This window comes from Streptomyces sp. NBC_00259, assembly GCF_036181745.1.
Lineage (GTDB): Bacteria > Actinomycetota > Actinomycetes > Streptomycetales > Streptomycetaceae > Streptomyces > Streptomyces pratisoli.
This window is the reverse complement of sequence record NZ_CP108080.1, coordinates 3,404,853-3,426,107: the sequence shown is the minus strand read 5'-3', so window position 1 is coordinate 3,426,107 and position 21,255 is coordinate 3,404,853. Positions and strand designations below refer to the sequence as shown.

General features: G+C 72.5%; 19 protein-coding genes. 11 read left to right on the top strand and 8 right to left on the bottom strand.

From position 1 onward, the window contains the following. Positions 1-73: 73 nt before the first annotated feature. Positions 74-1,207: an acyl-CoA dehydrogenase family protein gene (locus tag OG766_RS15195; protein ID WP_328725566.1), complete on the top strand. Its 1,134-nt coding sequence runs from the start codon at positions 74-76 to the stop codon at positions 1,205-1,207. Further along, a complete protein-coding gene (locus tag OG766_RS15190; protein WP_266379220.1) occupies positions 1,204-2,253 on the top strand; it encodes a Zn-dependent alcohol dehydrogenase in 1,050 nt (349 codons plus the stop codon). The genes OG766_RS15195 and OG766_RS15190 overlap by 4 nt, the downstream gene beginning before the upstream one ends. A gap of 261 nt (positions 2,254-2,514) precedes the next feature. On the opposite strand, the gene OG766_RS15185 is transcribed toward OG766_RS15190, so the two are convergent. Next, positions 2,515-3,501, bottom strand: coding sequence for a GlxA family transcriptional regulator (locus OG766_RS15185; RefSeq protein ID WP_266379217.1), 987 nt, complete (start codon positions 3,499-3,501; stop codon positions 2,515-2,517). A gap of 71 nt (positions 3,502-3,572) precedes the next feature. On the opposite strand from OG766_RS15185, the gene OG766_RS15180 reads away from it, so the two are divergent. Next, positions 3,573-4,892 carry an MFS transporter gene (locus tag OG766_RS15180; protein WP_328725563.1) on the top strand — a complete coding sequence of 440 codons (1,320 nt, stop codon included), beginning with the start codon at positions 3,573-3,575 and terminating at the stop codon, positions 4,890-4,892. A 97-nt stretch (positions 4,893-4,989) separates the two neighbouring features. Here OG766_RS15180 and OG766_RS15175 read toward each other — a convergent pair whose 3' ends face one another. Next, complete coding sequence (locus tag OG766_RS15175; protein WP_266384162.1) at positions 4,990-5,586, bottom strand: flavin reductase family protein; 597 nt, start codon at positions 5,584-5,586, stop codon at positions 4,990-4,992. A 133-nt stretch (positions 5,587-5,719) separates the two neighbouring features. Between OG766_RS15175 and OG766_RS15170 the strand changes: the two genes are divergently transcribed. Both OG766_RS15170 and OG766_RS15165 read left to right on the top strand, forming a co-directional pair. After that, the gene (locus OG766_RS15170; protein ID WP_328725562.1) at positions 5,720-6,334 is read left to right on the top strand and encodes a phosphoribosylanthranilate isomerase; all 615 of its coding nucleotides are present in this window, start codon (positions 5,720-5,722) and stop codon (positions 6,332-6,334) included. A 101-nt stretch (positions 6,335-6,435) separates the two neighbouring features. After that, positions 6,436-7,773, top strand: a complete 1,338-nt coding sequence (locus OG766_RS15165) for a hypothetical protein (RefSeq protein WP_266379209.1) — start codon at positions 6,436-6,438, stop codon at positions 7,771-7,773. A 222-nt stretch (positions 7,774-7,995) separates the two neighbouring features. Here OG766_RS15165 and OG766_RS15160 read toward each other — a convergent pair whose 3' ends face one another. The 3 genes from OG766_RS15160 to OG766_RS15150 all read right to left on the bottom strand — a co-directional run bounded on the left by OG766_RS15160 (position 7,996) and on the right by OG766_RS15150 (position 12,575). Continuing rightward, the gene (locus OG766_RS15160) at positions 7,996-8,811 is read right to left on the bottom strand and encodes an enoyl-CoA hydratase/isomerase family protein (RefSeq protein ID WP_328725561.1); all 816 of its coding nucleotides are present in this window, start codon (positions 8,809-8,811) and stop codon (positions 7,996-7,998) included. Positions 8,812-8,857: 46 nt separating this feature from the next. Beyond that, positions 8,858-11,080, bottom strand: a complete 2,223-nt coding sequence (locus tag OG766_RS15155) for an acetate--CoA ligase family protein (protein WP_328725560.1) — start codon at positions 11,078-11,080, stop codon at positions 8,858-8,860. A 346-nt stretch (positions 11,081-11,426) separates the two neighbouring features. Further along, positions 11,427-12,575, bottom strand: coding sequence for a flavin-containing monooxygenase (locus OG766_RS15150; protein WP_328725559.1), 1,149 nt, complete (start codon positions 12,573-12,575; stop codon positions 11,427-11,429). A 118-nt stretch (positions 12,576-12,693) separates the two neighbouring features. On the opposite strand from OG766_RS15150, the gene OG766_RS15145 reads away from it, so the two are divergent. Together OG766_RS15145 and OG766_RS15140 are read left to right on the top strand one after the other, a co-directional pair. Next, positions 12,694-13,146 carry a DoxX family protein gene (locus tag OG766_RS15145; protein ID WP_328725558.1) on the top strand — a complete coding sequence of 151 codons (453 nt, stop codon included), beginning with the start codon at positions 12,694-12,696 and terminating at the stop codon, positions 13,144-13,146. Next, on the top strand, positions 13,143-13,580 hold the full coding sequence (locus OG766_RS15140; protein WP_328725557.1) for a Zn-ribbon domain-containing OB-fold protein: 438 nt from the start codon (positions 13,143-13,145) through the stop codon (positions 13,578-13,580). The genes OG766_RS15145 and OG766_RS15140 overlap by 4 nt, the downstream gene beginning before the upstream one ends. Here the strand turns inward: OG766_RS15140 and OG766_RS15135 are convergent. Then, the gene (locus tag OG766_RS15135; RefSeq protein ID WP_328725556.1) at positions 13,549-15,525 is read right to left on the bottom strand and encodes a PE-PGRS family protein; all 1,977 of its coding nucleotides are present in this window, start codon (positions 15,523-15,525) and stop codon (positions 13,549-13,551) included. The two genes, OG766_RS15140 and OG766_RS15135, sit on opposite strands and share 32 nt — an antisense overlap. A gap of 19 nt (positions 15,526-15,544) precedes the next feature. Continuing rightward, complete coding sequence (locus OG766_RS15130) at positions 15,545-15,955, bottom strand: hypothetical protein (protein ID WP_266379187.1); 411 nt, start codon at positions 15,953-15,955, stop codon at positions 15,545-15,547. Between the two features lie 123 nt (positions 15,956-16,078). Between OG766_RS15130 and OG766_RS15125 the strand changes: the two genes are divergently transcribed. The 4 genes from OG766_RS15125 (at position 16,079) to OG766_RS15110 (ending at position 19,435) form a co-directional block, all read left to right on the top strand. Continuing rightward, positions 16,079-16,855: a helix-turn-helix domain-containing protein gene (locus OG766_RS15125; protein ID WP_266379184.1), complete on the top strand. Its 777-nt coding sequence runs from the start codon at positions 16,079-16,081 to the stop codon at positions 16,853-16,855. After that, positions 16,852-17,106 (top strand): DUF397 domain-containing protein, encoded by a 255-nt coding sequence (locus tag OG766_RS15120; RefSeq protein ID WP_266379182.1) that lies wholly within the window; start codon positions 16,852-16,854, stop codon positions 17,104-17,106. The genes OG766_RS15125 and OG766_RS15120 overlap by 4 nt, the downstream gene beginning before the upstream one ends. A gap of 8 nt (positions 17,107-17,114) precedes the next feature. Continuing rightward, complete coding sequence (locus OG766_RS15115) at positions 17,115-17,939, top strand: endonuclease/exonuclease/phosphatase family protein (protein ID WP_266379179.1); 825 nt, start codon at positions 17,115-17,117, stop codon at positions 17,937-17,939. Positions 17,940-18,352: 413 nt separating this feature from the next. Beyond that, a complete protein-coding gene (locus tag OG766_RS15110) occupies positions 18,353-19,435 on the top strand; it encodes a hypothetical protein (RefSeq protein ID WP_328725555.1) in 1,083 nt (360 codons plus the stop codon). Between the two features lie 142 nt (positions 19,436-19,577). Here the strand turns inward: OG766_RS15110 and OG766_RS15105 are convergent, their stop codons facing one another. Next, a complete protein-coding gene (locus OG766_RS15105; protein WP_328725554.1) occupies positions 19,578-21,179 on the bottom strand; it encodes an alpha/beta hydrolase in 1,602 nt (533 codons plus the stop codon). Between the last annotated feature and the right edge of the window lie 76 nt (positions 21,180-21,255).

Below are 21,255 nucleotides of genomic sequence, written 5' to 3'. Positions count from 1 at the left end.
GACGGACGCGGGTCCGGAAGGGCCGGGGCGGGGCAGGACCCTCCCTCGCCCGCCCCACGATCAGGAGGCGTACATGGACTTCGAGTTCGGACCCGAGGACCAGGCCTTCCGGCGGGACGCGCGCGGCTGGCTGGAGGACCACCTCACCACCGACCGCACCCGCCTCGCCTGGGAGCGGGAACTCGGCGCCGGCGGCTGGATCGGCCTCGGCTGGGACGCCGACCACGGCAACCGCCGCGCCACCCTCACCCAGCAGGTCGTGTGGGCCGAGGAGTACGCCCGCGCCGGCGCCCCCGCCCGCCTCGGCCACATCGGCGAGAACCTCCTCGCCCCGACCCTCATCGCGTACGGGAGCAAGGAACAGCAGGCCCGCTTCCTGCCGGGCATCGCCCGCGGCGAGGAACTCTGGTGCCAGGGCTACAGCGAACCCGGCGCCGGCTCGGACCTCGCCTCCTTGCGTACCGTCGCGGTGAAGGACGGCGCCGGCTACCGGGTCACCGGCCAGAAGATCTGGACCTCGCTCGCGGCGGACGCCCACTGGTGCTTCGTACTGGCCCGCACCGAGCCCGGTTCCGGCCGCCACCACGGACTGACGTTCCTGCTCGTGCCGATGGACCAGCCCGGCGGCCGGATCGACGTACGGCCCATCCGCCAGATGTCCGGGACCAGCGAGTTCAACGAGGTCTTCTTCGACGGGGCCGAGGCCGTCGAGGCGGTCGGCGGCGAGGGCAACGGCTGGCAGGTGGCGATGGGCCTGCTCGCCCTGGAGCGTGGTGTGTCGACGCTCGTCCAGCAGATCGGCTTCGAGGAGGAGCTGGCCCGGATCGTACGGGCCGCGGTCGACAGCGGCGCCGTCGACGACGATCCGGTGCTCAGGGACCGGCTCGTACGCCAGTGGGCCGAGCTGCGCACCATGCGCTGGAACGCCCTGCGCACCCTGGGCGGTTCCGGCGGCGACCCGGGTGCGCCGAGCGTCGCCAAACTGCTGTGGGGCGGCTGGCACCAGCGGCTCGGTGAGCTGGCGATGCGGATCAGGGGCGCGGCGGCGGCGTCAGGACCCGGCGCGTGGACACCGTCGTACGAACTGGACGAACAGCAGCGGCTGTTCCTCTTCAGCCGCGCCGACACGATCTACGGCGGCTCGGACGAGATCCAGCGGAACATCATCGCCGAGCGCGTGCTCGGCCTACCCAGGGAGCTGCGGTGAGAGGTGTCGTCTTCGACGGTGAGCGGGCCGAGGTGGCGGACGACCTGGAGATACGGGACCCGGGCCCCGGCGAGGTGCTGGTGGCGATCGCCGCGGCGGGGCTGTGTCACAGCGATCTGTCGGTGATCGACGGCACGATCCCGTTCCCGGTGCCCGTCGTCCTCGGCCACGAGGGCGCGGGCGTCGTCGAGGCCGTCGGCTCCGGCGTCACCCATGTCGTGCCCGGCGACCACGTCTCGCTGTCGACGCTCGCCAACTGCGGGGCGTGCGCGGAGTGCGACCGTGGGCGGCCGACGATGTGCCGCAAGGCCATCGGGCGGCCGGAGCGGCCCTTCACGCGGGGCGGGAAGCCGCTGTACCAGTTCGCCGCGAACTCCGCCTTCGCGGAACGGACCCTGGTCAAGGCCGTGCAGGCGGTGCGGATCCCGCCGGAGATCCCGCTCACCTCCGCGGCACTGATCGGTTGCGGGGTGCTCACGGGCGTGGGCGCCGTACTCAACCGGGCCAAGGTCGCCCTCGGTGACACGGTCGTCGTCATCGGGACCGGCGGCATCGGCCTCAACGTTCTCCAGGGCGCACGGCTCGCGGGTGCGGTCACCATCGTCGCGGTCGACACCAACCCGGCCAAGGAGGAGACGGCCCGGCTCTTCGGCGCGACGCACTTCCTCACGGCGGTGGACGCGGTACGGGACATCCTTCCGGACGGTGCGCAGCACGTCTTCGAATGCGTGGGGCACACGGGGCTCGTCCGCCGGGCGATCGACCTCCTGGACCGCCACGGCCAGGCGGTGCTGCTCGGCATGCCGGCCCCGACGGCGGAGGCGACGTTCCTGCCCGCGGCGATGTTCCTGGACAAGTCCATCCTCGGCTGCCGCTACGGCTCCTCGCGCCCGCAGCACGACATCGCGCTGTACGCCCGGCTGTACGGGGAGGGGCGGCTGCTGCTCGACGAGCTGGTGACGGAGACCTACCCGGTCGAGGACTTCGCGAAGGCGGCGGACGACGCGGAAGGGGGCCGCGTGGCACGCGGGGTGCTCACGTTCTGACCCCGGGCGGGTCCGGCCGCCCGCGGGGCCTTTGGTGCGGCACGAGCGTGCCCCGCGCACGCGATCCGCCCGGCGCCGGCTCCGGCCGCGGCCGCTCGCGTCAGCGACGCCGTTGCCCGGAGGGCAGGCCGTGGCGCGGGACACGGACTTCCGCGTCAGTGCGGGAGGCGGAGTCCCGCGTCTGTGGGAGGCCGTCGTGCCGAAGGCAGGCCGTGGCGGCGGACGTGCCTTCCTCGCCGGCTCCGGCCGCGGCCGCTCGCGTCAGCGCGACGCCGTCGCGCGGAAGGCGCGCCGGTACGCCGTCGGCGCGACGCCGAGCGCCGTCAGGACGTGCTGGCGCATCGACTGCGCCGTACCGAAGCCGGCTGCACGCGCCACCTGGTCCATGGACAGCTCCGTGGACTCCAGGAGCTGTCGTGCCCGCTCCACGCGCTGCTGGGCCAGCCACTGCCCCGGACTCACCCCGACCTCCTCGCGGAAGCGACGCGTGAAGGTCCGTACGGACATCGCCTCCTGCCCGGCGAGGTCACGCAGCTGGATCGGCTCGTGGAGGTGCTCCAGCGCCCAGGCCCGCGCGTCCGCGGTGGTCGCGGTCTGCGGCTCGGGCACGGGCCGGCGGATGTACTGCGCCTGGCCGCCGTCGCGGTGCGGCGGCACGACCGTGCGCCGCGCGACGTCGTTCGCGACCGCCGTGCCGTGGTCGCGACGCACGATGTGCAGCGACAGATCGATGCCCGCGGCCACCCCGGCGGACGTGAGGACGTCCCCGTCGTCGATGAAGAGCACCTCCGCGTCGACCTTGACCCGCGGGAACAGCCGCTGGAAGTGCGCGGCGGCCGACCAGTGCGTCGTCGCGGGCCGCCCGTCCAGGAACCCGGCGGCGGCCAGCACGTACCCGCCGGTGCAGATCGACACCATCCGGGTGCCGGGCCGCAGCAGCGCGAAGGCGGCGGTCAGTTCGGGGGTGAGCACGCCCTTCTCGTACACGGTGCCGAGTTCGTACGACGCGGGCACGATCACGGTGTCGGCGGTCGCCAGCGCCTCCGGGCCGTTCTCCACGAGGACGGCGAAGTCGGCGTCCGTACGCACCGGGCCCGGTGGCCGCACCGAGCACGTGACCACCTCGTACAGCTTCCGGCCTGCCGCGTCGGCCGCGCGGCCGAAGATGCGCTGGGGAATGCCCAGCTCGAAGGGGAGGCAGCCGTCGAGGGCGAGGACGACGACGCGGTGCGGCTTCACGGAGGCCATGGCCCGATCATATCGAATGCTGTCCTCCGGGCCACTCGTCGGCGATCGCCGGGGCACCGATCCTGGGTGACGTGACCCAGACAAACGCTGTCCCCGCCGCCCCCGCACAGGAAGCGCCCCGCCTTCCCCGCCGCCCCGGCCGTGTCCACCGCGCCTGGTTCGTCGCCGCCGTCGCGTTCGTGACGATCATCGGCGCGGCCGCCTTCCGTTCCTTGCCCGGGCTGTTGATCGACCCGCTGCACGCGGAGTTCGGCTGGTCGCGCGGCACGATCGGGCTCGCGGTCTCCGTCAACCTGGCGCTGTACGGGCTCACGGCACCGTTCGCCGCCGCGCTGATGGACAAGTACGGCATCCGCAAGGTCGTCGCCGTCGCGCTGACGATCATCGCGATCGGCTCGGGCCTGACGGTGTGGATGACGGCGGCCTGGCAGCTGCTGCTCTGCTGGGGACTGCTCGTCGGGCTCGGCACCGGGTCGATGGCGCTGGCCTTCGCGGCGACGGTGACCAACCGCTGGTTCACCGAACGCCGCGGCCTGGTCACCGGCATCCTGACCGCGGCCGCCGCCTCCGGACAGCTGATCTTCCTCCCGCTGCTGTCATGGATCGTCCAGGAGCACCACTGGCGTCCCGCCGCCGTCACGGTCGCGCTCGCCGCGCTCGCCGTCGTCCCGTTCGTCTGGCTGCTGCTGCGGGACCATCCTGCGGACGTGGGCCTCGCCCCGTACGGCGCGAAGGAGTTCGTCCCCAAGCCGGCCCCGGTGGCGGGCGCGGCCCGCCGCACGCTCACGGTCCTCTTCTCGGCCGCCCGCACCGGCCCCTTCTGGCTGCTGGCGGGCACCTTCGCCATCTGCGGCGCCTCGACGAACGGTCTCGTCCAGACCCACTTCGTCCCCGCCGCCCACGACCACGGCATGCCCATCACGGCCGCCGCCTCGCTGCTCGCGGTCATCGGCGTCTTCGACGTCGTCGGCACGATCGCCTCCGGCTGGTTCACCGACCGCTACGACGCCCGCCGGCTGCTCGCGGTCTACTACGCGCTGCGCGGCGTCTCACTGCTCTTCCTGCCGATGCTGCTGGCCCCCTCCGTCCACCCGCCGATGATCTTCTTCATCGTCTTCTACGGCCTCGACTGGGTCGCGACGGTCCCGCCGACCATCGCCCTGTGCCGTGAGCACTACGGCGACGAAAGCGCCATCGTCTTCGGCTGGGTCCTCGCCTCCCACCAGGTCGGCGCGGCGATCGTCGCCTTCGCGGGAGGCGCGGCGCGGGACGTCTTCGGCTCGTACGACGTGGTCTGGTACGCCTCGGGCGCGCTGTGCGCGGCGGCGGCGCTGATGGCCCTGGTGATCACCCGCCGCCCGGCGGTACCGGCTCCTGCGGCCGTGGCCTGACCGCCGACGGTCACGCGGGCCGCGGCCGCCGACGCGGACGGTCACGCGCGGCCGCCGACGCCGACGCCGACGCCGACGCCGACGCCGACGCCGACGCTTACGCGCCGAGCCGTCCGAACCGTCCCCGGTGGAACAGCAGCGGATCGCCTTCCTCCTCCGCGCCCAGCGCCTCCACCCGCCCCACCACGATCAGATGGTCGCCGCCCGTGTGGACCGCGCTGATCGTGCAGTCGATCCAGGCCGGTACGGAGGCGAGCCGGGGCGAGCCCGTCACGGGGGCGGGGGCGTGGCCGACGCCCGCGAACTTGTCCGCGCCGCTCACCGCGAAGGCGCGGCACAGTCCGCCCTGATCCGCGCCGAGGACGTTGACGCAGAAGGCCCCGGCGCGGGCGATACGCGGCCAGGTCGTCGACGTACGCGCGACCATGAAGGCGACCAGGGGCGGATCGAGGGAGAGCGAGGCGAAGGACTGGCAGGCGAACCCCGTGGGCCCGCCGCCCTCCTCGTCGTACGCCGTGACGACGGTGACCCCGCTCGCGAAGTGCCCGAGCACCCGGCGGAACTCGGCGGGGTCGACCGGCAGCCGCTCGTCGTCCCGCACGGTCCGCAACTCCGGTCGCGGCAGGGCGTCGTACGGCTCGGCTGCCGTGGCGGCGCCGACGGACCTGAGGTAGCGGACGGCGGTGGCGGCCATCCCTGCGTGTCCCATCACGACACCCATTGAAGCTGACGGATCGTCAGATAGGAAGGTGCGGGGAACGGTCCATGGCCGGTGCGGCCAGTAGCGTTGCCGTGCACACGGTCCCGGGAGTCGAGGAGCACGAGAAGTGGGCACCCCTTTGTTCATCAAGGTCTGCGGTCTGCGGACCGAGCAGGACGTCGACGCGGCCGTCGAGGCCGGTGCCGACGCGATCGGCTTCGTCTTCGCCGAGAGCCCGCGCCGCATCGACGCCGGCACCGCGTCGCGGCTGGCGCGGCGCGTGCCGGAGGGGATCACGACGGTCGGCGTCTTCCGCAACCAGCCGCTCACCGAGGTCCGGGAACTGCTGGACGCGAGCGCGATGCGGGCCGTACAGCTGCACGGTGACGAGGACCTCGCCTTCTACGACGCCCTGCGGCCGGACGGGCGGCTCCTGATCCGGGGAGTCTCCGTACGGGGCGACGCACCCCGGCACGGCGAGCGCGGCGAGGACATCCTGCTGCTCGACGCGCCGGTACCGGGCGCGGGCGAGGTGTGGGACCGGTCGGGCAAGCGGCTGCCGGAGCCCGGCCTGGCGTGGCTGCTCGCCGGGGGCCTCGACCCGGGCAACGTCGCGGAGGCGGTCCGCGCGGCCCGCCCGTGGGGCGTGGACGTCTCCAGCGGGATCGAGATCAGCCGTGGCGTGAAGAGCCCCGCACTGATCGCCGCGTTCATCGAGGCGGCCCGTGCCGCCGCCGAGTAGCTCCGGCCCGGCAGCTCGCGGCGCCACCCGAAGTGGCTGATAGCTTCAGCGAATTGCCGGCATGAGCATGGAAGAACGATGGAAGAACGCACGGGGGATGCATGAGCCACCATGGCGAGGACGGGCCGGGAACACGACTGCCCGAAGGCGTGCCGCCGCTTCGGCCGCGCGGGCTGTCCCGGATGATCCGGGTGCCACGGCTGCCCGGCCACGGGCCCTGGCGGCACCGGCTCAACAAGCTGTTCTACGTCGCCGCCGTGGTCGGTACCGGGGTGAGCCTGTGGGCGTACTGGCTCACGTACACGGATGTGCGTGACCGGGCCGCGAGCGAGGACGAGATCGCCACGGTCTGCGACGGGCTCGTGGACGCCGAGGCCGCCATGGACCTGCGTGGCGGAGTGGTCAGGGCCTCCGTGTCCGCCGGTGACCAGGACGGCCCGCCGTTCGATGCGCGGCCCGACACGTGCATCGTCGACCGGATGCTGGAGCCGGGGAGGTCGGACGACCTCGTCGTGGTCGCGGTCCGCCGCTCGGAGACCGTGACGCCGCTGCTCGTCGTCGGTGACGAGGTGGGGAACGAGCCGTTCGGATCGCGTGACGACCGCGGCCGCCTGCTGGACGACCCGACCCGCCTCGCCGACCACGCCGAGCCTCACCCTCTGGGTGACGGGTCGCTCGGCGACCGGAGCGACAACTCCGTCACGATCCGGGCCGCTTGTCCCTCCGGAGAGCCCACCGCCCTGGAGGTCACGGCCACGGCCCGGTACGACGGCGTGTCCGACGAGGACCGCCGCATCCTCGCCGTGCTCGCCCGGGGAACGATGGAGGAGGCCGCCGCCCGGCTGCGGTGCGCCGTACGGCTTCCGCACCTTCCCGCCCGGTTCGAGGCGCCGGGGCGTGCTCTCGGCGCCCCGACGTCGGCGCGTACCTCCTGCGCCTGGTACGGCAGACACCTCGGCGCCACGGCGAGCGGCCGGCTGCCCGACCGCATGCTGGAGCCACCCACCGCCCCCAGGAGTGGGAAGGAGACCTGCCTGCTGGCCGTCAGCCCGGCCGCGGTGCGTGGGATGACGCCGCAACTTCCATGGGATTCCCGCAAGTACGTGGAAGGCGCCCTCACGTACTCTCCCTGGTGGATGCGGACGACCTCGGTCTTCGGCGCCGGGACCGCATCGGTCGGTTACGGGGACCGCCGTCAGTACGCGTACCTCGGGCCGGGCACCGCCGGCGGGGAGAAGGACCATGGCGTGTGGTGGGCCTCGTCCGTGTGCGACGGGCAGCCCGCGCTCCACACCCTGACCGTCAGCTTCACCTACGACGACGTCGTGCTCGACCGCCTGCCCGCCCTCTTCCGCGCCTACGTCGACGACATCACGCGCCGCCGCGGCTGCACCGACGTCACCTTCCCCGAACCGTCCGCCTTCACGGCGCGCCGCTGACGGGCCGGGGGCGTGTCCTAGGCCGTGTCTGACAAATGGCGCCGTCCGCCCGCAGGGCGGGGTGCGCGGCGTCCGGTGCGTGCAATCGCAAGGCGGTGGGGGTGCCCCCGGCCGAAGGCTGGGGGAGGGCATCCTCGTACTGGACGTACTTGGATGGCTCCGACAACGCAGCGAGTGCGGGTGCCGGGCGTCGCGCGCCAGGCGGGATTTGTCAGACACGGCCTAGCGCCCCCGGTACTCCGGCGTGCGTCGCTCCACGAAGCTCGCGACGCCCTCGTTGGCGTCCGTGGTCGTCATGGCGATCTCGACCGCCGCGGCTTCGGCGGCGAAGGCCGACGCCCGGTCGGTGTCGAGGGAGGCGTTCACCAGTTGCTTGGTGAGGGCCAGGGAGCGGGTCGGGCCCTGGGCGAGACGGCCGGCCCACTCGCGGGCGGTCTTCTCCAGCTCCTCCGTCGCCACGACCCGGTTGACCAGGCCCATCCGTTCGGCGTCGGCCGCGGACAGCGCGTCGCCGAAGAACATCAACTCCTTCGCGCGCTGCGGCCCGACCAGTCGCGGCAGCAGATACGCGCCGCCGCCGTCCGGGACGAGTCCGCGGCGTACGAACACCTCGATGAAGCGGGCGGATTCGGCGGCGAGGACCAGATCGCAGGCGAACGCGAGGTGCGCGCCGATACCGGCCGCGACGCCGTTCACCGCCGCGATCACGGGCTTCTCGCAGTCGAGGACGGCCGCGACGAACCGCTGTGCGCCGAGCCGGATCGTCCGGGCCACATCGCCCGCGACCGGCACCGCACGGCCCGCCGGGGCGCCGCGCAGATCGGCGCCCGCGCAGAACCCCTTGCCCGTGGCGGTGATCACGACGGCCCGTACACCGGGGTCGGCCGAGGCGTCCGCGAGCAGCGCGATGACGCGTTCGCGCTGGTCCCAGGTGACGGCGTTCATGGCCTCGGGGTGGTTGAGGGTGATCCACGAGACGCCGTTGTCGGTGGCGTGCAGTACCAATGACTCGACGGACTCTTCGGGGGAGGAAGTCATGGGGGTACGGCTCCAATACGTCGGCGTCGGATCAGTCGGCGTCGGATCAGCGGCACACGGCGAGCGCGTCCAGCGCCACCGCGCCCTGCCCGCGCGGCAGCACCATCAGCGGGTTGATGTCCAGCTCGGAGAGGTCCCCGCCGAGCTCCAGCGCCATCCGCTGGATCCTCAGGACGACCTCGACGAGCGCGTCGACGTCCACCGGTGGCCCGCCCCTGACCCCGTCGAGCAGGGCCCGCCCGCGGAGTTCGCCGAGCATCGAGCGTGCCTGCTCCTCGCCGAACGGCGGGACCCGCACGGCCGCGTCCTGGAGCACCTCCACCAGCACCCCGCCCAGCCCCACCGTCACCGTCGGCCCGAAGAGCGCGTCCTGGGTGACGCCGACGACCATCTCGACGCCGCGCTCGACCATCTGGCAGACCAGAATGCCGTCCAGGTCGATGTTCTCGTAGCGGGCGATGTCGGTCAGTTCGCGATAGGCGTCGCGGACCTGGCTCGCCGAGGTCAGCCCGATCTTCACCAGACCCAGCTCGGTCTTGTGGGCCAGCTGCGGCGCGGACGCCTTCATCACCACCGGATAGCCGACCAGCCCCGCCGCCCGGACCGCGGCCGCCGCGCTGGTCACCAACTGCTCGCGCGGTACGCGGATGCCGTACGCCCGCAGCAGCTGCTTCGCCGCGTGCTCGCTCAGCCGGTGGCCGGGGCGCAGCAGCGCCTGGGCCTTGCGGAAGGAGGGGGAGAGGGTGCGGGGTGCCTCGTCGAAGGCCGAGCGGTAGCCGGTGGTGAAGCGGTGGTGGTCCAGATACGCCTTGACGGCGGTGATGCAGTTGCCGAACGTACGGAAGGTGGCGACCCGTGACGACCCGAGCAGCGTCGTCCGGTAGGCCTCCTCCGTGCCGACCGGCGAACCCCACACCACACACACCAGTTTGTCCGTCTCCTCCGCCGCGTCCACGAGGTCCTGGGCGAGCCTGTCGCTCATGGGCGGGAAGGGGCCGGTGATCGGGCAGATCAGCACGCCGACCTGAGGATCTGCGAGGATCGCGTCGATGATCTTCCGGCCGCGCCAGTCGCCGACCGGGTGGCCGCCGTTGTCGACGGGGTTGGCGACGTTCAGGTACTCCGGTATCCACTGGTGCAGTTCGGCCTGCTTGGCCCCGGACAGCGGCGGCAGCCGCAGCCCCGCCGCGGTCGCGAGATCCGAGAAGTGCGCGCCCGTCCCGCCCGAGATCGAGTAGACGACGACCCCGTCGGCCCGGGGCCGGCGCGCCCGCGCCAGCAGGGCGGCGGTGTCCTGGAGTTCGTCCAGCCCGTCGACGCGGATCACGCCGTACTGGCGCATCGCCGCGTCCACGACCTGGTCGGCGCCGGTGAGCTTGCCCGTGTGCGAGGCGGCCGTCCGCGCGCCGGCCTCGGTGCGGCCGACCTTCACGGCCACGACGGGCACGCCGGCGCGCGCCGCCCGGTCCGCAGAGAGCAGGAACGACCGGCCGTCCTTGAGCCCCTCCACGTAGCAGGCGATCGCGCCGACCTCGGGCCGCCCGGCGAAGTACGAGATGAAGTCGGCGGTCTCCAGATCGGCCTCGTTGCCGGTCGGCGCCCAGTGCGAGAGCCGTACGCCCAGCTCCTGCATGGTGAACACCGGGCGGCCCTGGTGGCCGGACTGGGTGATCAGCGCGATGGCCGGCCCTTCGAGGTCGTCGCGGAACCGCTCGAAGGCGTTGAGGTTGGTGTTCGGCCCGAGCATCCGCACCCCGGACCGCTCCACGGCCGCGGCCAGCCGTCGCTGGGCGTCCGCGCCCTCCTCGCCGGTCTCGGCGAACCCGGAGGCGAAGGCCACCGCGAACTTCACCTTCGCCTGCCCGAGTTCCTCGATCACGGGCAGCGGGTCGCCGACGAGCAGCACGGCCAGGTCGACGGGCTCCGGCAGATCCGCGACGGACGGCACGCAGGGCCGCCCGAAGACGGCGGTCCGGCTGGGATGCACGGGATGCAGCCGCGCGCCGACCCGCTCGGCCCAGGCGATCAGCTGCCGCGTGATCCCGGTGTTGGGCCGCCCTTCGGCGTCGGACGCGCCGACGACGGCGACCGACTCGGGCCGGAAGAACCGGTCGAGATCGGGGACGGGCGCGAACAGCGGACGGCCGCTGACGTCCAGGTCGCCCTCGCTCGCGGCGATGCCGTGGACAGTGGGCCCGGTCTGCTCCCCGCAGGCCACGACTCGGGCGCGGAGATCGGTGGTGAAGGTGCCATGGGTTGATCCAAGCATCGTTCCGCCCGCTCCTTGCTCGTCGGCGCTCGTCGGCCAAGCCGTCAACTGACGCATAGTCAGATTACAGAGCTGACGGACAGTCAGGAACCCGTCGTGCATGCAATCCATGCCCCGTCCGGGGCATGTCGCATCCTCGGAAACGCGCCAAAAGCCCACGGGGGGCCGCCCGTACCACGCCGAGGCGGCCGGCCGTACCGCGCCGAGGCGGCCGGCCGTACCGCCCGGAAAGGGTTGCCGCGCCGCCCGGGAGAGGGTTGCCGTACCGCCCGGAGAAGGTTGCCGCACCGCCCCGGAGAAGGGAGCCGCGCCGGGGTCCGGCGCGGCCGTCCGTGTCCCCGGGGCGTCAGCGGGAGAGCGCCTTCGCGATCTTCCGGGCGTCCAGGGCCATCTCGCGGAACATCCCGCTGATCGGGTTGGTGAAGCCGGTGAAGTACAGCCCGGGTGCCTGCTTCGGGGCCCGGGCGCCGTGGACGAGAGGGCGGCCACGGTCGTCCAGGACGCCGAGGTGGCCGACCAGGGGTTCCAGGGCGCGGGTGTAGCCCGTGGCGGCGATGACCGTGTCGGGGGCGATGGGTGAGCCGCCCGCGAGGGCGACCTTGGACTCGTCGAACGATTCGACCGCCGTGACGACCTCGACGCGTCCGGACCGGATCGCGTCGATCAGCCCCACGTCCTGCACCGGGATCGCGCCCTGCCGCACACGGGAGTAGAGGCCCGTGTCCGGGCGGGGCAGGCCGTGGGCCGACAGGTCGGGCACGGAGATCCGGCCCATGAGGCCGCCCGCCTTGTCGACCAGCCGGACCGGCAGTCGGCGGACCAGGATGCCGGTGCGCTGGGCGGGCCAGCCGGCCGTGGAGCGGCGCACGATGTGCGGAACGGTGCGTATGGCGAGCCGCACCCGTGCGGCGCCGCCCTCCATGAGGTCGACGGCTATCTCGGCGCCCGTGTTGCCGGCGCCGATGACCAGGACGTCCTTCCCTGCGTACGGGGCGGCGTCGCGGTACGCGGAGGCATGCAGCAGCTCGCCCGTGTACGTGTCCAGGCCCGGCCAGTCCGGCAGGCGCGGGGTGTGGTTGAAGCCGGTCGCCACCACGACGGCCCGCCCGGTGAGCAGGCGCCCGCCGGACGCGTGCAGCACCCAGTCGGACCCGGCGGGCTCGATCCGGGTGACCTCCACTCCCGTCACCAGCTCCAGCTCGTGGAAATCGGCGTACTTCTCCAGGTAACGGACCACGTCGTCCCGCGACACCCAGCGCCCGAACCGCCGGGGCATCGGGAGTCCCGGCAGCCCCGACAGCCGTCGGGTGGTGTGCAGGTGCAGCCGGTCGTAGTGCCCGCGCCAGGACGCCCCGACGGACTCCGACTTCTCCAGCACCACCGCCCGTACGCCCCGCTCCCGCAGGGCTGCGGCGACGGCGAGACCGCCGGGTCCGGCCCCGATGACGTACACGGGGCGGTCGTTCGTGAGATCCATGGCTCTGTGATCAGGCATGAGCGCACAGCGTAACGGCGCACCATTGCGAATCGGTCACGGTCGCCTACCTCTTGCGCGTACAGCTTCCCGTCCGGTGAACTGACGTACCGTCAGAATCGAGGGAGGGGTCCCCGGGATGCAGACCATCTGGCTCACCGGCGCCGAATGGCTCGCCGTCCTCCGCATCGGGCTCGGGCTGTGGTGGCTGGAGAGCTGGCGGCACAAGGACAGGAAGGGCTGGTTCGAGCGCGGCACGGGCATCACCTGGGCCGCCGACGTGGCCGCGAAGCACCGCTGGACGGTCGTGAAGCACGGCTTCGACCGCGTCGTCGCACCACGCCCCAAGGCCATGGCGTACGTCGTCGTCTACGCCGAACTCGCCCTCGGCCTCGGCCTGGTCACCGGCTTCCTCACACCGATCGCCCTCATCGGCGGGCTCGTCCTCAACCTCCTCTACCTCGTCCTGATGATCCACGACTGGGCCGAGCAGGGACAGAACGCGATGATGGCGCTGGTCTCGCTCGTCGCCCTCTTCGCCATGTCCTGGCAGACCTGGTCCCTCGACAGCGCGATCGGACTCTTCCTGTGAACGCCGCCACCCCCGACATCGACGACTTCACCCGCCCGTACTGGGACGCCGCCGCCGAGGGCCGCATGCTCATCCGCCGCTGCGGCACCTGCGGGCGAGCCCACCACTACCCGCGCGAGTTCTGCCCCCACTGCTGGAGCGAGGACACCGCCTGGGAACGGGCGAGCGGCCGGGCGACCCTCTACTCCTGGTCCGTCGTCCACCGCAACGACCTCCCGCCCTTCGACGCGCGCACGCCTTACACCGCGGCCGTCGTCGATCTCGCCGAGGGGCCGCGGATGATGACCGAGATCGTCGAGTGCGCGGAGGCGGACCTGCGCATCGGCATGGAGCTGGAGGTGGCCTTCCGGGAGGAGGACGGAGAGGGAGCGACGGTACCGGTGTTCCGCCCGGCCCCGCAGATCAGTGGGCCGGCTCGGCGATCCGGCGCATGACGGCGACGGGAAGCGTCGGGTTCACCAGGGCCTCGCGGAACGTCTTCAGGTCCCGCAGCAGCCGCACCAGCGTCCGCGCGGGCAGCCGCGCATGCCTGATCGCCGTCAGGCGCACCCCTTCGTGAGGGTCGTCGAGCAGCCGTACCGCCGAAGCAGGCGACAGCCGTGGGTCCTCCGCCGCCCGACGCCGCACCTCCCAGTGGGGGTCCCGGCTGAAGCGCTCCACCAGCTCGGGCGTCGAGTCAGGGTCGTCCAAGGCCAGTTGACGGAGCCGGTGGTGCGGGTCGTCCGCGTACCGGAGCAGATCCCGGCGCGGGAAGTTCGGGTGCGAGCGCGGCCTGCCCGGGAAGCTGAAGCTGCCGTTCCACCACAGCCACACCTCCAGCAGCATGTCCGCGGGCGCGTCGTCGCAGGACTCGGCCAGGAACAGCCGTACGACCGGGTCCTCGTCCAGGGCGAGACGCTCGACGACGTCGGGCGGGAGACGCTTCGCACGGGCGGCGCTGCTGCGCAGGAGGAGATGCGACGAGGCCGCGCAGCGGCGCATGGCCTCCGGATCGTCGTGGAGCGCATGGACCCAGGGCAGGGTGTGCCGTATACCGTCCGGATCGACGTCCGCCCGGACCGCCGCCCGCCGCTCCTCGGTGAGCTCGGGCCGTACGGACACCTGGAAGCGAACGCTGTCGTCGTCGTCCTCGGCGAGCACGGCCACCAGGTCCGGGTCCAGACGGGGATTGCGCGCCACGGACCGCCGCCGCGCGGCGTCCTCGTGCCCGCACAGGTACTCCGCGAACCCGCGCTCCAGACGGCACGTCTCCACGGCCTCGTCGTCGAAGCCGTGTTCCTCGAACACCGACCGGGGCAGGGGGTGCGTCGCGTGGTGCCGCAGCAAGGCCGCGGCACGCACACCGGAGTCGGCGTCGCCGAGCAGCGCCTCCCGCGCCGGGGGAGCCAAGTCCTCCCACGCCGTGCACGTGGCGGCGCGGACCCGTGCGTCGGGGTCGGTGGCGAGCGCGGCCCGCAGCCTGCCGGGCAGCGTCGGGAAACCGGCCGCCTCGGCGCGTACGAGGGCCGATGCGTCCCCGGCGAGCCGCTCGTACCCCTCCGCGGTCAGCTCCGCGCCCGCCCGGACGGCGTCCTCGGCGAGCAGCGCGCGGCGCGCGGAACCCGGTTCGCCCAGGATCAGCCGCGTCCACTGCCCTGCGGTCAGCGGGTGCCGGACTTCGGCAAGTTGCGCCCGTACGTTCCGGTCCGGATGGCCGACGGCGGCGTCCACCACCCCCGGCGGCAGGTCCCTGCGCCACAGCAACCCTGGCGCCGTGTCGAGCAGCCGCACCAGCATGTCCTCGGGCACCGACCGGTTGAACCCGAGCCACTCACGCCAGCCCGCGCGCAGTTTCTCCGTGGGCCGCATCGGCCCCTCGAAGAGCGACGTCCACGCCGCCTCGCGCTCCTCGGGCGTCTCCCGGGCCTCCGCCTGCGCGGCCTCCTCCTGCCGCTCCCGGATCCGGTCCACGGCGACCAGCCAGACGTCGTACTCCTCGCAGGTGACGCCGAGCAGCGACTCGCCGTCGACCGCCACGGTCACGAACTCGGGCCGCCCCGGCCGTTCGCCGAGGACGCCCGCGAGGTCCCACTCGACGCCGAGCCGCACCCGGACCCAACGCCTCGGACCACTGCGGGAATCGCCGACGTCGATGAGGAACACGCCGTCCGCGCCGATCACCCCGTACTCGGCGGCGAGCCGGTGCCACTGCGCGTTGATCTCGGAGACGAGGTCCGGCCGATCGAAGCGCACGGACGCGGTCGGTTCCGCGCCCATCGCGGCGACCGGCCGCCACGCGGCCCGCGGCGGCAGGGCATCCTCGTCACGGGGCCAGTCGCCCACGATCTCCAGCCCGGCGCGTTCCATCAGCCCGGCGAACTCTTCTCTCCACCCCGTCATACCGGCCATGATCCCCGGCTCAGCCCTCCGGGGACAGGCACAGCTGCGCGGTGACCACCGCGAACAGCAGCTCCGGGTCGACGAACTCGCCGACGGCCGGCGGCCCCGCGCGCCACGACAGCGGATACGTGTTGCCGTACGCGGCGGGGACGCCGACGTACTGGTCCCGGGCGCACGGGCCGAAGCAGGCGGCTCCCGGCGGCCAGGGATGCTCCTTGCTGCTGCCCGGCGGGATGAGGAAGTACGTCCACCGCCCGCGCCACATCTCCCGCACCACGGGCCCGGGATGACCGCCGGTGACCCGGACGAGGTGGTGCAGCACGGCCTCGCCGCGGACGCCGTGGACGCGTACGGCGTCGAAGTGGATCCCCGCGAGGCGTAGTTGCACACCGGATGCCGGGACCCAATCGGGGAGTTTCTCGCTGGTCATGCCCCCGAGGATCGTCTTGGTTGCGTAGCGTGACCAGAGGGACACGGTCCACATCGGGCGGATGTGGGAAGGGCGGTGGGAGCTGTGGGGTCGGGCAAGGAGCCCTCGCCCGCGCGGCGGCACGTGGGCGAGCTGGTCAAGCTGTTCCGGGGCCTCGCGGACATGACGCAGCGGGATCTGGCGGAACGGCTGCTGATGTCGGAGTCGCTGGTGGGCGCGTACGAGCGGGCCGAGCGCATCCCGACGACGGCGTTCCTGGTGGAGGCGGACGCGGCGCTGGGGGCGAAGGGGGTGCTGGCGTCGTGCGTGGCGATGATGGAGGAGGAGAAGTACTCGCCGAAGTTCCTCAACTGGGTGCGGACGGTGGTCGACGCGGTGAGCATCAATGCCTACGAGACCATGGTCGTTCCCGGCATGCTCCAAACCCCTGCGTATGCGCGGGCGCTGTACGAGGTGCGGGTTCCGGCGTACGAGCCGGAGGAGATCGACCGGTATGTCGAGGTGCGGCTTGAGTTGCAGGCCGTACTCGACCGTAAGCCGAGGCCCACGGTCAGCTACGTCGTGGAAGAGGCAGCACTTCAGAGGCCGATCGGCGGCGACGCCGTGCTCAAGGAACAGCTCGCGCATCTTCTGGAGTCGGTGCGGACGAGGAACCATCTGACGGTGCAGGTGATGCCCACTCACCGTCCCGTACATGCGGGCCTGCATGGGGCGTTGCAGCTGCTGAGTACCGCGAAAGGTCGGAACTTGGGCTTCGCGGAAGGGCAAGGCGGAGATACGTTGATCTCCAAGCCCGAAGAGGTGAACCGGTTGATCGATCTCTTTGGCGTGCTGCGTGCCCAGGCCCTCAGTCCCTGGGAGTCCGCGGCTCTGATCGAAAGGATGGCGGCGAAGCTATGACTTCCGGGCTGGTGTGGTTCAAGAGCAGCTACAGCACGAACGAGGGCGGCAACTGCGTCGAAGTCGCCTACGCCTGGCGCACCTCCAGCTACAGCGGCAACGAGGGCGATGCGTGCGTCGAGGTCGCCGCCTGCCCCCACACCGTCCATGTCCGCGACTCCAAGGTGCCCGGCGGACCCATGCTCACCGTCGCCCCGGCCGCCTGGGCCGCGTTCGTCGCCACAACCGACGTCCCCCGCACGGCGCGATAGCTTCCGCCATGCGCGTAGTGACGTGGAACGTGTGGTGGCGCTTCGGGCCCTGGGAGAAGCGGCGCCAAGCGATCCTGGCCGTCCTGCGCGAGCTGCGGCCCGATGTCGTCGGCCTCCAAGAAGTGTGGGCGAAGGGCGACGAGAACCTGGCGCAGTGGCTCGCCGAGGAGCTGGGGCTGCACTGGACGTGGGCGGCCTCCGACGCCCCGCAGCGCTGGCAGCGGAGGAACGGTGAGCCGGACGTCGACTTCGGCAACGCCGTGCTCAGCCGGTGGCCGATCGCCGGCCGCGAGGTCCTGCGGCTGCCGCCGGCCACGAGGTACGAGGACGGCCGCCTCGTGCTCCACACCCGGCTGGACGTGCCCGGCGGCCCGCCCGTGCCGTTCTTCACCACGCATCTGACGTCGGACCCCGACGCCTCGGCCGTGCGCTGTGCACAGGTCCGCGAACTGGTCGGTTTCGTCGCCCGGCACCGGGGCGACAGTCCTCATCCGGCGGTGATCACGGGGGACTTCAACGCCTGGCCGGATTCCGACGAGATCCGGCTGCTCGGCGGACTCAGGACCGCGCCCGCCGTCGCGGGGCAGGTGTTCCTCGATGCCTGGGAGTACGCGGACCCGTCGGCCCCGTCCGCGACCTGGGACACGGCCAATCCGTACCTGTCCGGCTTCGGGCCGAGCGTCCGTATCGACTACATCCACGTCGGCCCGCCCGGACCCGGTGGGCTCGGGCATGTGCGCTCCGTCCGGCGGGCGGGCTTCGGACCGGTGGAGGGCGTCTGGCCCTCCGACCACGCCGCCGTCGTCGCCGACCTCGTGACCGCCGAGGACTGACCGCACCGGCCCCGGCCCCGCTCGCCCGTGCCGGGTGACAGGGGAACGCGCTTGCGATACAAGGCGTGCGCGGGTGATACTCCGATTCCCCCCAACACCTTTGTTCGTGAACCTTTTCCGGCCTTCGGGGGATTCCGCCCGTTGCGTACTTCTGTGCGTGAAACCGCACGCCGCCGCGCGCCCGATGCGCTCCACCGCGCCCAAACGCGGTGTCCGGGTGCCACGTCGCGCCCGCAGCGGGGTGCGGCGGCCACCGTTCAGCTCCGACACCGCGCAGCCGGCCACCGGCTGCCACTGATCACCGAGGTCCTTGTGAAGCTCCTTCCGTGGGTCGCCCCGACCCCTCTCGCCTTCGCGCCGTCGGCGCCGGTCGAGTCCGTCACGGCCGGCGCCGCCGCTGGCAAGGGCGGTGCGTGACCGTGGACATCGCCCGCATCGTCGTCATCGGGATCGCGATCGCGATCGCCATGGGCTTCTACCGCCGCATCATGGGCCCTTCCCCCTCCGGACGGCTGGGGTCGTCCCGGAAGGCCGAGCGGCTCGGACTGCTTCCGGAGTCCCGGCAGAACACCCTTCGGTCGGCTCCCGAACCGGAGTTGGAGCGGGCCCGGGCCGCCGCCGGGCGAGGCCGGTGGGAGGAGGCGGCGCGGCTGATGGCCGCCACCCGGGAGCAGCGGGACTGGGAGCGCCGATCCCACTACGCCGACGCGTTCGGCTCGCACAAGTCGGCCGTTCCGGGCGGTCTGCTGGACGTGTGGGAGGCCGCGGCCGGTCCGGACGACCCTGACCTGGCGGTGGTACGGGCGAGGGCGACGGTCAGCCTGGCCTGGCACTTCAGGGGCGGCGCCTGGGCGAAGGACACCAGCAGGGAGCAGTTCGCGGGCTTTCACGCGACGCTCGCCCGCGCCCCGCAGGAGAACGCGCGGGCCGCGGAGCTGAACCCGGACGACCCGACGCCGTACGTCGCCGAGATCTGGACCGGGCTCGGTCTCGGCCACTCCCACGAGGACATGCGGCGGATCTGGAAGGAGATCACCGTCCGCGACCCGCACCACTACGGCGCGCACTACGCGGCGCTCCAGTTCTGGTGCAGGAAGTGGCGCGGCTCGGAGGAACTGGCCACGTCCTTCGCCCGCGAGGCCGCCGCGTCGGCGCCCCCGGGCAGCCTGCTCACCGCCATACCGCTGATCGCCTGGTACGAGCACCGCGACAGCGACGCGAAGCCCGCCGACTTCCGCACGCCGGACCTGGTGGGCATGGTCGACGCCGTACTGGTGGACGTGGCGGCGGCCCGGCCCGACCATCCGAACACGGCCGAGGTGCGGCATCTCCTGGCGTACTTCCTGACCCGGCAGGGCCGGTACGACGCGGCGCTGGAGCAGTTCCGGTTCGTCGACGGGTACGTCGACGCGCTGCCGTGGCGGTACTGGACCGATCCGGCCGCCGTCTACTGCGGTTGGCGGGACCGCGCGGTGCGGGGCGCGCGCCGGGGCTGAGCGCCGGACCCGGAGTCCGCGACGGTGGCCGGTGCCGGTGCCGGTGCCGGTGCCGGTGCCGTGCCGCGGACGTGACGTGACGTGACGTGGGGCCTCCCGTACCGGAAGGCCCCACGGTGTTCGACCGGACGGAGGTGCCGCGTCAGAAGCGGTCGCGGGTTCCGGGCAGCCCCGGGATTCCCGGAGGCGTCGGCAGCGGAAGCTGCAGCCGGTCCTTGCGCTGGCCGGCCGGGGTGCGGCAGGTCAGGTCCTTCGCGGGGAGCTTGCCCGTGGTCAGGTAGGCCGTGGCGGTCTTGTCGGCGCAGGACTTGGAGCCGTAGATGCCATGGCCCTCGCCGCCGAGGACCGTGACCATCCGGGAGCCCTTCATGGCCCGGCGCAGGCCCTGACCGCTGGTCAGCGGCGTCTGGGAGTCCCACTCGTTCTGCAGGACGAGCGCGCCGACCTTGTTGTCGATCGTGGTGGCCTGCTCGGGGCCGTTCTTCCAGAACGCACACGGTTTGATGTTGGACGCGAAGTCGCCGTACAGCGGGTACTTGGCCTTGTCGCGGACGGCGTCACGGCGGTACTGCTCGGGATCGCGCGGCCAGGAGCGGGTGTCGGCGCACACCACGGCCCAGAAGCTCGCGTCCCCGTTGTCCGAGGGCACGGCGCGGGCGAACGACGGCGGGACGGGACTCGGCGAGGAGCCGCGCTCGCGGGTCGGCGCGGGCTTCTTGCCCGCGGCCGCCTTCTTCAGATCGGCGACCTGCTGGGCGGCGACGTCCGCGTCGAAGAAGATCGCCCGCCCGGCGCGGATGTCGTCGCCGGTCATGGGCGTCCCGTCCACGTCGATGGGCTTGCGGTCGGCCTGGGCGACCAGGTCCCAGAAGGTCTTGCGGACCTTGGCCGGGGTGTCACCGAGCTTGTACTGTGCGTGCCGCTTCGCGGTCCATTCGCTCCAGTGCGTGAACGCGGGCTCGGCCCCCTCCGCCCACACCTGGATCATGCCCCGCCAGATCCGTTGCGGGTCGACGGCGCTGTCCAGCACGAACCGGTCGGCGCGCTGGGGGAACATCTGCGTGTAGACGGCGCCGAGGTAGGTGCCGTACGAGTAGCCCAGGTAGGAGATCTTCTTCTCGCCCAGCACGGCGCGGACGACGTCCATGTCGCGAGCGGTGTTGCGGGTGGTGAAGTGCAGCAGCGCGTCACCGCCCTTGGCCCGGCACTTCTCGGCCACCGTACGGGCCCACGCCACGTCCTTGGCGAACGTCGCGGCCTTGTAGGGCCGTTCCCAGTTCCGTTCGTCGTCCTTCAGTCCGCAGCTGACCGGGGAGCTCTGGCCGACACCTCGCGGATCGAACCCGACGAGGTCGTACTGTTTCGTCACGGCCGCGGGCAGCTCCAGCGCCATCAGCGGTGGCATGCCGAGGCCCTCACCGCCCGGGCCGCCGGGGTTGAGCAGCAGAGCGCCGCGGCGTTCCGACGAACTGCTCGCCTTCATCCGCGAGATCGCGATCTCGATCTTCTTGCCGCCGGGGCGCCCGTAGTCCAGCGGCACCTTGATCATCGCGCACTGGTGCGCGGCGGGACCCTGGGCGTCGCAGCGCTGCCATCGGGGCTTCTGCTGCGTGTACTGCTTCATGGGGTCGGCGGCCGCGGCGGGCGCCGCCGGGGCCGCGGATGCTGTTGCGGGCGTGAGCGCGGGTATGAGGGTCGCGAGGGCGCTGACGGCCAGGACGGGTGCTATTCGACTTCTACGCACAGTGAATGCCGGTCCTCGTGAGGGGGGTTGGATGGTTCCCATCCACCCTCTCGCGCAGCGGAGTTCGGCGAATCCA